Raw genomic sequence first — 13,991 nt, forward strand, 5'->3', positions numbered from 1 at the left:
CCAGGGCGTTAGCTTGAGACTTTAATTATTCTTTAAAAAGAACCAGAGGTTAACGTCCATGAAGCAACTACAGGTATTAATGCTAGGGCCTAGTTTAGAGCAAAATGGAGGAATAGCAACGGTTGAAAAACTGATAATTAAGCATAATCTTCCTCAGTTCAAAATACAACATATAAGCACCCATGATGAAGGCTCAATTACCTACAGAGTAATTGTTTTCGCCAAAGCTCTAGCTACATTTTTATGGAAATTATCAAGTCAAGAAATAGATGTTGTACACATTCAGATTTCTGATGGTGGTAGCATTTTCCGAAAAGCGATTTGCTGTGTTATTGCCTTTCTCTTTGATAAGCCCGTCTTGATGCACACTCATGGTGCCGAATTTCATCTAACTTACGCTAAACTTCCTCAAATAGTACAGCAAGTTTTAAGTAAAATATTTCAGCACTGCCAAGGGTTTGTTGTTCTTTCAGAAAGTTGGCAAGATTACTATGTGTTAAATCTAGGTTTAAATCCCAAGCAAGTTATTGTCTTGCCTAACCCATGCGAATTACCTACAGAGGTTCCTGAACGAAAAAATCGGACTCAAATAAGTTTGGTCTGTTGTGGGCGAGTTGGTCAACGCAAAGGGACATTTGATTTAATTAAGGCATTTGCTAACCTGCCAAATCATCAAAAAAAATATACTCAGCTAATTCTGGCAGGAGATGGTGAAATTGAAAAAGCGCAGCAGTTGGCTGCTAGTCTCAACCTTTCAGACCAGGTAACTTTTCTGGGTTGGATTAATTCCGAAAAACGGGATGAAGTGTTGTCACAAGCAGATGTGTTTATTTTGCCTTCTTACAACGAGGGTCTGCCTCTGGCGATTTTAGAAGCTATGGGTTGGAGTTTACCTGTGATTGCAACCCCTGTTGGAGGGATTTCTGAACTAGTGATTTCAAATCAAAATGGTCTGTTAGTTACCCCAGGAAACATCAAACAGTTATCCTCAGCGATGGAATTATTGATTGAGAATGAGAATTTACGACTTACTTTGGGCAGTAATGCTAGGAAAAATGTCGAACCTTTAGATATTAAAAATTGCTCCATTCGTTTAGCCGATATCTATAATTCGTTATCACAATTTAATTAACTTTAGGTATTGATGAGAATTAATATTTGTGGAGTCGAAATTGACAAATATAGTTTTGATGAAGTTGTGGAACTAATCATTAACCATGCGCTCTCCCAGAGTAAACCAGAATATGTCGTTACTCCTAATGCCATGCATATTGTTACCTTACAGAAGGATGTCGATTTTCAAGAGATTTATCGCAAGGCTTTTTTAGTAGTGCCAGACGGGGTGTCACTGCTGTGGGCGGCTAAGTTTTTACAAAGCCCCCTTTCCGGTAGAGTGAATGGTACAGATTTGTTCGAGAGACTCTGCGCAATTGCTTCTGAAAAAGGATTAAAGGTATTTTTATTAGGAGGTCGCCCTGGTTCTGCCGAAAAAGCGAAAAAAACTCTTGTTGCTAGACATCCAAGTTTGCAGATTGTTGGGACTTACTGTCCTCCCTACGGGTTTGAGTCTCAGCTAACAGAATTAAATTCAATCAACTCAATAATTATAGAGGCGGCTCCCCATATTCTATTTGTAGGTTTGGGAGCACCTAAACAAGAAAAATGGATAGCTGCTAATTATTTGTATTTAGGTGTGCCGATTTCTGTAGGTATTGGGGTCAGCTTTGAGTTGGTTAGCAATATGGTGACAAGAGCACCAGTTTGGATGCAAAAAGCAGGTTTTGAATGGTTATTTCGGCTTCTAGTTGAACCTTCCCGCTTATGGAAGCGTTATGTATTTGGTAATTATACTTTTATTTGGTTGCTAATCAAACAGCGTCTGGGATTGTTTAAGAGACTTCCAAATACAAAAAGATCGGATCGTTTTTAGAGGATGTTTGTTAAGTATTTTTCTTAACATCAAAACCTGAGAACTTTGATAAGTTTTCGTTTTTCTGTAGGTTATAAAACATATCAAAAGCTTGTTCGACTTCCGAATTGGCGGCGTGGTCTTCATGATTGCTCTGGGCTAGTGTCCCGTTTGTGCGGTATTGTATTGTATAGACAATTTACCGCGCTATGATCCCCATTCTCTCGTTGATAGTCGTGCCACTCAGAAGTTATTGTGAATAACTATTAATTAAGAAATACTTCCATCTTGGCTCAATGCTAAATAGTTAGTATGCGATGCCTGCGGTGTTCTCGTTGCGATCGCGGTCATTGCCCAAGCCATGACTGAAAATTAGCTGTATCTCTGACTGTGTTAGAACTTTGGCGCTAAGTGCCAATTGATTTTCATTGACAGACTGTTGACCCTGTGATCCACAGCCTACAATGATTTGACACCTGATAACCTGAAGTTAGTGAAAAAATAAAAACACGCTTTCAAAGGAAAAATTCAAAATATTTTTTTGTAATATAGTAAAAATACTGAAATTGTTACGAGAAACTCATGTCTTCTAAACGCGATCGCACTTTCCCCCAAGATCGCACTTTCCCCCAATTGCATCTCCATGCCTTAATTTTTTGTTGTTCCAAACTTCCTGACTATGCCATCAAGAATTTTAATTCTCTGCTGGACATTGGCATTTTAACCCTATTGTTTCTGCTTGTTAAAAATAAAGTTCCCCTGCATACTGCACTAATTGCAGGGGAACTAAAATTTGTTTTGTTCTCGAACTAGAATATCTCGTATTTTTAAAAGTTCTCATAGTGCCTTTAGGTAGATATGACTGTTAAGTATTTATGTAAGTATAAACACATTTTAGTGCCGTCTCGAACTATCCCCTAGGATTATCCAGATATCCCCCTGTAGTTGTTTAATCCGTTTCAAATCCTTTTCTACAATCTAAAAGTCCGAAAAACAGCACATCTCACTACACCTAAGCCCTGCAACCACGTGTGAGGTGTTTATAGGGTTTTTTAATATGCCCAACCCATATCCATTGACCCCCCCCCATTTTTTTAATTTCAACTTACGAAATGGTAAGCTATAAGTTTTGAGATGAAACTCTAATTGCCGGCTTGCCATCTAGCAAAGTTAGGGTTAAACAACACTTTCCGATTAAGTCAGAATTCCAACAGTAGATTGGAACTCCTCCGTAACAGCAAGAAAACTCTTTAAGCGTTTGTGGTAAGTCTTGAAAAGTAATATTTGTTTGAACTGAATTCACTGCCGAAAGAGCTTCTGCTAGTATAAATATTGAACCGATTTCACCTAATCTTCTGTTTTCTAGCGAAATAGTATTGCCAAATGCAAGTTGATCTAGTTCCAATTCTGTAATCTGTAATCCTATAAGTCTCATCCCTTTCTGAACTTCGCTTGTTTCTAGACCTTTTGTGCATTGTGTTAACTTAGATAAAGTAGACATAGTTCTTAAAGCTGTAATAATAAAAAGTTAGGTTTATAGGTTTGTATGCTTTTGAAAAGCATTGGTTTACATCTGTCATTGTGCAAATAATTTTGGCTCTTAGTAACTCTTAGTAATTATGAAAAATTACGCAGCTTAACGCAGGAAGCAGTTCGTACAAGCCTTGCCGAAAGACTAGGCAAAATAGTTTTAAACCTGATTCCCTGTGTTCGTGGAACTGGTAACAAAGGCTAAAATATAACTTCAATACAAGATTGTAATGCAGATTTTCTATAACCTTTGCACCGCAAGAACCTAAAGTTTAATATCCCTCTAAATCTCCTTTTTTAAGGGAGATTTAGATTCCGGTTCCTCCTTTTTTAAGGGGGGATCTAAAAGTGCCTAAAAGCACAACAAAACACTTTTCAAACAACCTCTTAGTAGTGCAAGTACTTAGATTTATATTTCTATTTTTTCTATTGCTGAAGCTGACACCTGTATTTGTTTTCTTCGGTCTGAATTCCCTATTTTTGGTGCGAAAAGTAGCCATTTTGACAACTTATTGTCTTGCTATCTTTGCTCCCCAAGTTTATGTCTAGTGCTTTCTTTTTGCTAAGTTGACATCACTGAAAGCTACTAAGGATTCTACTAGGGCTTGAGCGTTCAAATTTTTTATTAGCAACAGGACAGCTAAAGATTTAAGGAAGTCCTAAACCACTACTAACTTTAGATGGAGATGAATATGTTTAATAGCTCACCAATGAGATAGCTTTTGCCTTTAGATTTGTACTATTGTTGTGAGACGAACGACCAAAGAATTTACTTAGGGCAGTTATTTCGTGCATTAATTCCTTAAATCCTTCCAATGTCAGTGATTGAGGCCCATCTGAAAGTGCTTTAGCTGGATTGGGGTGAACTTCAATCATCAAGGAGTCTGCACCAGCAGCTATTGATGCCATTGTCATAGTTGGCACAAATTCGGACTTACCCGTGGCATGACTAGGATCAATCATGATAGGTAAGTGGGTCAGGGTTCGCAAAACTGGAATTGCAGATATATCAAGCGTATTTCTTGTAAACTGTCGGTCAAAGGTGCGAATTCCTCGCTCACATAGTATAACGTTTGGATTACCTCCGGCTAAAATATATTCTGCTGACATCAACCAATCTTCGATAGTGGCTGACAGTCCCCGCTTCAGTAGCACTGGCTTAGTGGTAGCTCCTAGTTTTTTGAGAAGTGAAAAATTCTGCATATTTCGGGCCCCAATTTGCAACACATCTGCTACTTCGATGAGCTTGTCTAAGTCATCGGTGTCCATGATTTCTGTAATGATTCCTAAACCTGTAGCTTCTTTAGCTTTTGCTAACAAAGCTAGAGCGCTCTCACCGTGACCTTGGAAAGCATAAGGTGATGTACGGGGTTTATATGCTCCACCACGTAAAAATTGTACACCGCATTCTTTCACCGCTTGGGCTGTCTCGACGATCATTTCTTCGTTTTCTACCGAGCAAGGGCCTGCAACTACAACTACAGGATGGTTTTGCCCAAAAGTTATAGGGCCATTAGGTGTTGGTACTACAACCTCACTATGTTCTCCATAACGAAATTCTAAAGAAGCTCGTTTGAAAGGCTTTTTAACCCTAATCACTTGCTCTATAAAAGGGTTCAAATTTTGAATCTGGCGTGGATCAAGTTCTGAGGTATCTCCCACCAAACCGATTACTACTTTATGATGCCCTACACAGATTTCTGGTGTAAGTTCATGGCGACGAATTTCTTCATTTACTTGTTCTATTTCCGCAGATGGGGTGAAGGGTTTCATTACAATAATCACAAGTTTATCTACTCCTTAAATAGTGTAAAATTGATAGTTTTTAGCGAAAAAATTAATCTAGGTTCGCTGATTTATTGTTAAATACTAATCAGTTAAATATTGTAGGTTTATGCAACTAGAGAAGAATTATTTTTAGGTCAGGTTCTAGGTCTAGTGTACCCAAAAGCTCCAAAGAAGGGAAGGATTCCTATCCTTGATGCAAACATCCCTTAACCCACTACTGTACAGTGACTTTTTATTTTGTTGCTGTGCCAAATTAATGTCATTGAGGGTGTAAAGCTTGCACTCTTTAGCGTTAAGCTGAGAAGTAGAACAGTTCCCTTCCCTTATAGTCATAAACATTGCCATAAGGGAAAAAGAATGAGATAGTCTAACCTTGACAGAGCTAACCTTAACTTTTACGTTTTTAAGGTTTTGAGATGTTCGCTATACCATGTCAAAGTGTGCCGGATAGCTTCACGTAAAGGGGTAGCATGGTTGCCAAATGCTTGAACGTATTTATCATGATTTACAACAAATGGCTCATCAAACTCATACATCATCTCGACGGTTTCACGAGCTTCTGGGATAAAAATCCCGCCTAGTCGCATCATGAACTTACCCATTTTACTGATTTTTGGTGGATGTCCAGCTTCCTCAAAAGCTATGTTGATAAATTGTCGAGTAGTGATAGTCTCAGCGTTAGGTACGTGCCAAATTTGACCCAATGCTTTATCCTGTTCCCCTAACACCACCAATGCCTTGCCAAAGTCATCGATAAAAGTATAAGTATGAGGGAGGTCAATTTCACCGATCGCTGATGCAGGTTTCCCAGTCAATACAGAGGGAAAAATGCGATCGCCCATTACAGAATCAAGTACTAGTGGCCCATAGAAGTCCGATGCTCGACCAATAGCAACTCGTACAATACCTCTACGGTGTGCATCCAAAAGCGCCTCTGCTATCTGCCCACGGACGCGCCCTTTGCGGGTGGTTGCAGCATTCGGCATATCTTCCCGCAACGCACCATTGACAGGGCCATACATATAGAGATTATCTCCCACAACGAGCTTTGCGCCACTGGCGGCTACCCCTTCGACAATGCTAGCTTGCAATGAGGGAAAAAACTCTGGCCATTGGGTGTAGGCTGGTTGTGCGCATTGGTAAACGACTGTCGCCCCAGTAGTAACCGCTTGTGTATTTTCGGAATTATAAGCATCGCTGGCGATGATTTCCACATTAGAGGGTACGTCTGCTTTGCCACTGCGGTTAATCATACGCACCCGTTTGTTTCGAGTCAGTAGTTCGCGCATGACGGCTTGTGCTAGGGGGCCAGTACCAAAAATTACATGGAGTTCTTCTGTTGTGTTCATGGCTTGGTTTTGATATTAGGAGAATTATTTTTTTAGATAATAATGTCGGATTTCATTTAAGCTTGGACGTTTTTGTGTCTTAATAAGGTCACACCTGCGGCTAAAAACCAGAGTTGGAGCATGGTCACTGACACGCTAATAAATGCTCCCAAATCCACCCCAAATAGTTCTATTAATTGAGTTGCCAGAAACAGAGCAGCGACGATCCCAAAGATTCCTAACCAACGTGGTAGTGTTCTTGAACGTAATAAGTAAATTGAGATAATTGTTAACCACAATACGGTAAACAGGCTAACACCTAATACTTCACCGACCGAGCCAGCGTAGTCATTGAGGGTTTTATAGACAACAGCGATCGCTTCACGAGTTTGTGCAGAGATTGCAGGGTCAGCATAAACTTGCGCTAAAGCTGGCATTGGTACTAACCAGCGAATAATGCCCAGGCAACGAGTGACAGTAGATGCGATTCCAAAACCTGTTGCCACTTGGAGCCATACAGGGTTAGTTTCTCCATTGCTAACGACACGAGCAGTTAATAAAGCTACTACCCAAAAAAGTAGTGAATAAAGAAGATAGATCAGATAACCAATTCTGACTGGTTCAGCTTTTTTAATTAATAGTGGCAACATGATGTTAGCAGGTTCACCAAGGCTAGCTGGCCAGTTGATTGCTGCACCAAGAATAAAAACCGGCACAAACAGTAGTAGACTTTCAACAATTAATACCAGACCAGCAGTTCGGTAAAGTGCTTTGATAGACATAAAGGAATTTATTTTTGACATAATTACATGAGATAAGGAACACCTGATTAGGTAGTAGAGACGTTGCAATACAATGTCTCTACTTGAAAAAATTGGGATAATTTTGATAACTAAAACTATTTATGGGTAATTGTCAGTTCTGTAGTTTCTTGCGCTGGGACACAGCAACCAAAACTCCAAACATAAATATTCCCCAAGAAAAAGAAGCTTCGGGAACTGCTTTCAGCGCAACTGCACGAATTTGCATCGGGTATGGCAGAAGTATCATATCGTATCCATTACCGCTTGCAAAATTAATATCCAGTTCTCCAAAGTTCTCGTTAACTATCTGCACTCCACCACCAGCAGCATTAACATCATTTAAAAAAGCTGTGGCTAAACCTGCCAGCAATGGATCTAAGTCAGATGCTTTCTTTGCTGCAATTGGGTCGGTAAAACTACTTTCAAAATCATCATCAAATGATGGTGTAGAACCGTAATCGACAATTGAATAAAAATCAGAATATCCAAAGTCGACTATTTTAGTATTACCACTGTAGAGTGCTATTTCAACATCATTTGGATTAGCTTTATAAATTCTTTCCTCAAGCGGTGTATTAGGATCAGCGTACCAATCTTGACCGAATATATCTGCACCTAAATTCCAAGTTTGGTTAAAATCGCGATCGCTCTTTTGACCAAACACAAAGCCAATATCATTGAGTGGGATGCCATAATTTGTCAGGTATTGACCAAAGGTAGGGAAGCTATTAATGCTAATCAAACTTGTCATTCTGGTAGCACCGCTAGCAGGTTCTTCCGGGCTTCCTTGGCGACCAGTCCCGTAATATGGGGCATTGTTGAAACCTGGGAAATCTCGGCGCGAATTTAGACCGATTTCCTTATGACCGTGATTTGGAGCCGAAGGATCTGGATTATAGAAAGGCACAAAACCTTGATTTTCAATCGGCGATCCATTTAACCCCAGAAAATTACTAGATGCTATTGGTCGTGATTTAATAAATTGTAGTTGGTTGTAGTCAAAGCTTAAGTTTGCGGCTTGAGCTGGTGCAGTTGCAGATAAGGCTACAAAGGTGGCGAGTCCAATAAGTTTAGACAGTTGATAAGTACGCATATTTGAGGTTTTAACGAAGCTTTTTTGACATTTTCAGCATCATATTATCACTGGTGTGATATTTTGTAGAGATACCGCAATCTAGCTTGAAAATAGAGAGTGCGGAGGGCGTACAGACGCGATTAATTGCGTCTGTACTGGAGAATAGGGGAAAGACTGATGGGAAGTTTGCCACCCTAGTAGGGTTTGTGAAAGTGATTTGTCATTTCTACACCATTGCCTACTAAAGGTACAACGGCTAGCATCTCTGCCATAAGTTCCAAATAGCGATCGCCAAGTCTACGAATAGTTGCAGGTAGATGGAAATTGCGAGAGTATTCGATTTCTAAGTGAACAGTGCCATCGGTGATGGAGAAGAAAAACTCTAGTAACGCTGTACGTTTCTGGTCAGGGGAGGACAACCGACTATCTCTATCTTCCTCAATAAACTCAAACAGTTCTAAGGCGGGAGCAGTACGATTTCCTAAGTAGTTAGCTCTGACTGGAGTGAGATTGTTATCGGGATAAACATGATGAGGAAGTTGCTCAGAAATCCAATCAAAAGTTACACCATTCATCGGTAACTCGTTAAATTTGGCTTGGATTTCCTTGGTGGTTTGCTCCCACTTGATGGAACGTCCTACATTAACCCCGACAGGGAAATTCATCGCAAAGTTACCAACACTATTTAAAAACGTGTGCGTGCTATCTAGAGTTCTGCCGTGGCTGCGATGGCTAACTACTACCCAAGGTTGTCCACTCCACTCAGCCATCAACCGATACAAGGTAGAAAGTAGCAACGTGTAGACATTACATTTGTAATACTGCTTGGCTTCACGTAGGAGAATGTTACTACTGTTTTTGGACAGGGTAAATTTTTCGCTGGCGGCGGAAGCCTCTAAATTAGCACCTTTTTGATGGTCAAAGGGAACTTGGAAGGTATATTCCTGAGAAGGAAATTGAGATTTCCAATAATCTACATGACTTGTCAAAGCTCCTTGTTGTTCCGCCTGCATCAGCACACGCACATAGTCTATATAAGAAGGTGTCGCAGGGAGAGGCTGAGAACTCTGAGTTCTGTTCCCCAGCAACTCGCTGTAAGTCAACCATAAGAGATTAAAAATCACCCCAGTACTCAGCAAATCACCGATGATATGATGTCCAATCAGCGAGATATCGTAGCAGGATTCATTCACCTTGATCGCGATTACTTTCATCAGCGGCCATTGGTTGATTTGAAACTGTTGAGCTATTTCTTGTATCCGGTTGTGGATTTCACTGTCTCGCTGTGCAGATGTAAGATGACTACCATCGTAGAATTCAGCACTCAACTTTTGCTCTGGGGAAATTAACTGTTGCCACCATTGTTGATCTCTTTGCACAAACACAGTCCGTAGAGCAGGATGAGTTTCCAGTACAACATTGAGAGCTTGGTTAAATATCTCTGCGTCTAATGGTTGATGGAAAAGAAAACGCGTGTAGCCATTCCATTGATATGGAGCCTCAAAGTATTTCACTAACCAACGTTGAGCAGGGCCTAGAGGTAAGTATTGTTGAGATACTGTTGGCTTTTCTTGGGTGATAGCTGCCAAAATAGCCTTGCGGTCTAGCTTACCATTGTGGGTTTTAGGTAGACTGGCTAGCCATTCCCATCGGTGAGGAATCATATAATCAGGCAAGCGTTGAGCCAGGAATTCCTTAATTTGTTGATTGTCTACTTGAGAACCGGCCAAGCAAGCTATTAACCGTTTTTGACCATTTTCGTAATCTACAGCTAAAACGGCAGCTTCATTAATCGCGGGATGGCTATTAAGAACACTTTCGATTTCACCCAGTTCTACACGGAAACCACGTATTTTAATTTGGTGGTCAATGCGTCCATGATACTCGAAACTGCCATCGGGCAATTCCATAGCTAAATCGCCAGTTTTGTATAAATATTCCCCTGGAACGTGAGAAAAGGGATTAAGCCGGAATGCGTCTGCTGTGCGTTGTGGATCTTTGAGATAACCTTTAGCCAATTGCACACCGCCAATCCAGAGTTCTCCCATTTTTCCTGGGGCTAATGGCTGCATCTGTTCATCCAAGATTAAGATATACACATTATCTATAGCTTTACCTATAGGAATGCAGATTTCTTGTTCGCCTGGACGTTGACGAATAATGTGTGCTGTGACATCGATGGAAGCTTCAGTGGGGCCATAAAGATTGGCTAAACCAACACTCATGCCATACTTATCAATCCAACGTTGTACAAAAGGTACAGGTAAAGCTTCGCCACTAAAGACTAACCAACGCAAATTGGGAAAAGTCCATGATTCTGATTCTAAAGCATTACAAAATTCTCCAAACAAGGAAGGAACAAAGTGCATGACATTGATTTGGTTATCTTTAATCCACTGTGCTAAGAGCCAAGGATTTTTGACTGTTTCTGTTTCCACAGAATAAACAGTAGCTCCTACCATCAAAGGCCAGAATATTTCCCATACTGATATATCAAAACAGCAAGATGTTTTTTGAGCAACGCGATCGCCATAACGCAATTGAAAAGCATTCTGCATCCAAACCAGGCGATTCATATAACCCCGATGGTTGAGCATCACTCCTTTAGGTTTACCTGTAGAACCAGAAGTGTACAGTACTGTCATCAAGTCATCAGGAGTATTAACATTGGCAGGAGCTATGTCTGAACAACGCGCCCAAGTCTTTTTATTTAACTGTGTCCAAGCTTTACCCTGCTCAAAAATACCCTCATCTAAGAACATCAAAGTATTTAAAGGTAACTGCTCAGTCAGGCATTCTGCTAACTTGTTTGTCAAGCGATTTTCTGTTAGCAAAATTCCGATTTCAGCGTGTTCTAGTATGTACTTAATCCGTTCATGAGGATATATAGGATCTAAAGGAACGTAAGTTCCGCCTGCTTTGAGAATACCGAGAATCCCCACAAACATCAAAGGCCCGCGTCGTGTCATGATCCCCACAAACACACCTGGTTGAACTCCCTGAGCCTGCAAATAATTAGCCACCTGATTGGAAAGACGGTTCAACTCTGCGTAGGTAATTTGAGTTTCCCCATCCGTCACCGCTATGGCATTGGGAGTACGCTTGGCTTGCTCGATAATTTCCCAGTAAGGAATTTCTTGGGGTTGTTGATTGTTGAGAACTGATTGGTTTTGTAAAGAAGATGATTGTTTCTTCCCAAGTAGCACAGCCATTTCTTGGAGACTGCGACAAGAAAGCAAGGCTTGACGATTTACTTTGCCTAACCGTTTTTCTAACCTCGTAACAATGCGGATGAGTTCCAAAGAATCCATTCCTAATTCTGCTTCCAAATCCTTAGCCATATCATTGTCAGTAATCTGGGAATGGCAGATTTCTGTGGCAATTTCTTGCAGAAGCTGCACTATATTTACATCTGTTTGTGTCTTGGAGAGTGGCTGCGTTAGTTGCTGAGATGGGATTTTTAGTGAGGCTAATTCTTTGATTTGGGTAATGTATTCCTGCATCAATTCATCGATAACAGACTCAGGGAAAAAGTTACTGTCGTAGCTAGCAAACAAATGTAAACTGTCGTCAAATATTTCTTGCAATATATCAATTGTTCCCGCAGCATTAATACCACCTGCGCGATAATCGATTACATCTATGGGGCCATATTTGTTTTTAATATTAGTCTGTCCTGTAAATGGACAGTATAAATTTGATTTCAGTATACGACGATACATAGGTAACATCCGCTCAGGGATTTTGCCATCTTCTAAAACAATATTATCTCGGAAAGCGATCGCCATTTGACGAGTTTGGGCGCGGTCATAACCGTTAACTAACCCTTGTTGGATTTCCTGATGAACGCGGTTTAACAAGCGTTGCCAATCTTCATTCGGTGCTGGTAAGTCTAGGCTAATGGACAAATTCTGAGCAAAACTACCCACCACATCAGAAGCATCTATGCCTGGATAAACCCGCCCACTGGTGGGAACTTGAACCATAATCGGTTCGTTTTTAGACTTCTCAAACTTGGCAACAGCCCGCACAAACGCACCCACTAGTAAAGAGTTCAGTGGTAATCGCCATTCACGAGTTTGGGCAATGAGTTGATTAGTAATGGCCTTTCCTAAAGAAAATCTGCGGTTATGGAATTTTGGACACAGGGATGTGATGGCATTTCCTGTGGGATTCCACAAGTAAGAATCTTTGCCCCGCCGATTTACATACTCGACCAGTGCTTTGTCTTCTTCTGGGTCTTGCCAAGCATTAATTGATTGCACCAATTCGCTGTAATCTTGGACGGTTGTAGGTGGCTGCAAATTAGGTTGTTCACCGCAGACATGAGCGCGGTAGATTTCCATAAATTCGCGTAAGATGACATGACATCCCAGGGCATCAGAAATGAGATGCTCGTTGGCTAACACCAGTTGATAGACTGAATCTTCCAGCCGAAAAACAAAAAATCGATGTAGTGGCCACTCTGTCATTTGCCATTCATAATTGAGGCAGCGATGCAATTCATCATTAATTAGTTGTTCTTGAGCCTCACTGTGAAGATGCCTGATATCAGTAACGGGTATATCAGGAGGAGTGGGGTTTTCCATAACTACCATTTCGTAATCCTTGAATCTGGTAGTATCGGGAGGAATGATAAAGCGCGATCGCAGCATAGGATGACGAGCCAGTAAATCTTTCCACGACTGCCAAGCAACGTTTGAATTAAAATCACCTCGTAAACGTAGAGTAGAAAATAAACTAATTGAATTTACTACCCAATGACCGAGTAAATGAAAATATTGCCCAGAAAGAATCTCAACCTGCTCTGTTTTCTGCTCCTTTTGATTGATAATACTTGCAGATGGCGAAGAATCAGAATTATCTATTTGGGAAACTAAGCACTTATCAGCTATTTGCACGACATCGCCCAAAGTTTGCAATTGCATCAAGTTTTGCAAAGGCAATGTTTCCATAAATTTGGGTTGCATTTCTTGGGGAATTAGTGCTACTAATCCATTTAATAGTTCCATCATTTTGATGGAATCTAATCCTAAGTTACCCTCCAAAAACATATCTCGTTCTAATTCTTCTGCATCATGTCCAGTAATTTTAGCAACTAGGGAGAAAATAGGCAATTCTAAGCTTTTAGTACTCATTGCATCCTCTAAAAAAAATTAATATTCGCAATAAAAATGTTCAACGTCTTACCTAATTAAGTAAGTATTGTTTTGAAGTCTAGTTATTCATACAAAACTAAATTTGAATGGATAAGAATTATGAGAAAAATTAATCTTTGCTCTTGTTATGTTACTTATCGCCTTGATCTGGGCTATTTATGCAAAAAGTTAGGAGCAATAAAATAAAGGGTTAGCTTTCTTTGTTTATTGTTTCCTAACTAATTTTGGAAGTTTTATTGCGCTGTCGGTGTTAGTGGTCAGTTATTAGCTGTTCTGCCACTGACTACAGACCTGTGACGAAACTTTACCCACAAGGGGGTAGAGTTTCAGCCTATTTAACCTGAGTTCGGGATAATAAATCCTCAAAAGCCTTGAATTATCGTTGTTCGGTCTAAAGCT

General features: G+C 40.4%; 9 protein-coding genes. 3 read left to right on the plus strand and 6 right to left on the minus strand.

Going from position 1 to position 13,991, the window contains the following annotated elements; genetic code table 11:
• Positions 1-58 precede the first annotated feature (58 nt).
• The 3 genes from H6G86_RS13840 (at position 59) to H6G86_RS13850 (ending at position 2,722) form a co-directional block, all read left to right on the plus strand.
• The gene (locus tag H6G86_RS13840; RefSeq protein ID WP_190934807.1) at positions 59-1,132 is read left to right on the plus strand and encodes a glycosyltransferase family 4 protein; all 1,074 of its coding nucleotides are present in this window, start codon (positions 59-61) and stop codon (positions 1,130-1,132) included.
• A 12-nt stretch (positions 1,133-1,144) separates the two neighbouring features.
• Positions 1,145-1,930 carry a WecB/TagA/CpsF family glycosyltransferase gene (locus H6G86_RS13845; RefSeq protein ID WP_190934808.1) on the plus strand — a complete coding sequence of 262 codons (786 nt, stop codon included), beginning with the start codon at positions 1,145-1,147 and terminating at the stop codon, positions 1,928-1,930.
• Between the two features lie 561 nt (positions 1,931-2,491).
• Positions 2,492-2,722: a hypothetical protein gene (locus H6G86_RS13850; protein WP_190934809.1), complete on the plus strand. Its 231-nt coding sequence runs from the start codon at positions 2,492-2,494 to the stop codon at positions 2,720-2,722.
• A 307-nt stretch (positions 2,723-3,029) separates the two neighbouring features.
• Here H6G86_RS13850 and H6G86_RS13855 read toward each other — a convergent pair whose 3' ends face one another.
• The 6 genes from H6G86_RS13855 to H6G86_RS13880 all read right to left on the minus strand — a co-directional run bounded on the left by H6G86_RS13855 (position 3,030) and on the right by H6G86_RS13880 (position 13,571).
• Complete coding sequence (locus H6G86_RS13855; RefSeq protein ID WP_190934810.1) at positions 3,030-3,410, minus strand: hypothetical protein; 381 nt, start codon at positions 3,408-3,410, stop codon at positions 3,030-3,032.
• Between the two features lie 725 nt (positions 3,411-4,135).
• Complete coding sequence (gene aroF, locus H6G86_RS13860) at positions 4,136-5,224, minus strand: 3-deoxy-7-phosphoheptulonate synthase (RefSeq protein ID WP_190934811.1); 1,089 nt, start codon at positions 5,222-5,224, stop codon at positions 4,136-4,138.
• A gap of 398 nt (positions 5,225-5,622) precedes the next feature.
• Positions 5,623-6,576, minus strand: coding sequence for an SDR family oxidoreductase (locus H6G86_RS13865; protein WP_190934812.1), 954 nt, complete (start codon positions 6,574-6,576; stop codon positions 5,623-5,625).
• A gap of 56 nt (positions 6,577-6,632) precedes the next feature.
• A complete protein-coding gene (locus H6G86_RS13870) occupies positions 6,633-7,337 on the minus strand; it encodes a DUF4386 family protein (RefSeq protein ID WP_190934813.1) in 705 nt (234 codons plus the stop codon).
• 133 nt (positions 7,338-7,470) lie between these two features.
• On the minus strand, positions 7,471-8,451 hold the full coding sequence (locus H6G86_RS13875; RefSeq protein WP_190934814.1) for a hypothetical protein: 981 nt from the start codon (positions 8,449-8,451) through the stop codon (positions 7,471-7,473).
• A gap of 176 nt (positions 8,452-8,627) precedes the next feature.
• The gene (locus tag H6G86_RS13880) at positions 8,628-13,571 is read right to left on the minus strand and encodes a non-ribosomal peptide synthetase (RefSeq protein WP_190934815.1); all 4,944 of its coding nucleotides are present in this window, start codon (positions 13,569-13,571) and stop codon (positions 8,628-8,630) included.
• Between the last annotated feature and the right edge of the window lie 420 nt (positions 13,572-13,991).

Origin of the sequence: Nostoc sp. FACHB-133, assembly GCF_014698055.1 — a bacterium.
Lineage (GTDB): Bacteria > Cyanobacteriota > Cyanobacteriia > Cyanobacteriales > Nostocaceae > Nostoc.

Excerpts from the sequence above, each read along its gene's own strand:
- H6G86_RS13840 (WP_190934807.1), top strand. The coding sequence starts at position 59 with ATGAAGCAACTACAGGTATTAATGCTAGGGCCTAGTTTAGAGCAAAAT.
- H6G86_RS13855 (WP_190934810.1), bottom strand. The coding sequence starts at position 3,410 with ATGTCTACTTTATCTAAGTTAACACAATGCACAAAAGGTCTAGAAACA.
- H6G86_RS13845 (WP_190934808.1), top strand. The coding sequence starts at position 1,145 with ATGAGAATTAATATTTGTGGAGTCGAAATTGACAAATATAGTTTTGAT.
- H6G86_RS13865 (WP_190934812.1), bottom strand. The coding sequence starts at position 6,576 with ATGAACACAACAGAAGAACTCCATGTAATTTTTGGTACTGGCCCCCTA.
- H6G86_RS13850 (WP_190934809.1), top strand. The coding sequence starts at position 2,492 with ATGTCTTCTAAACGCGATCGCACTTTCCCCCAAGATCGCACTTTCCCC.
- H6G86_RS13880 (WP_190934815.1), bottom strand. The coding sequence starts at position 13,571 with ATGAGTACTAAAAGCTTAGAATTGCCTATTTTCTCCCTAGTTGCTAAA.
- H6G86_RS13875 (WP_190934814.1), bottom strand. The coding sequence starts at position 8,451 with ATGCGTACTTATCAACTGTCTAAACTTATTGGACTCGCCACCTTTGTA.
- H6G86_RS13870 (WP_190934813.1), bottom strand. The coding sequence starts at position 7,337 with ATGTCTATCAAAGCACTTTACCGAACTGCTGGTCTGGTATTAATTGTT.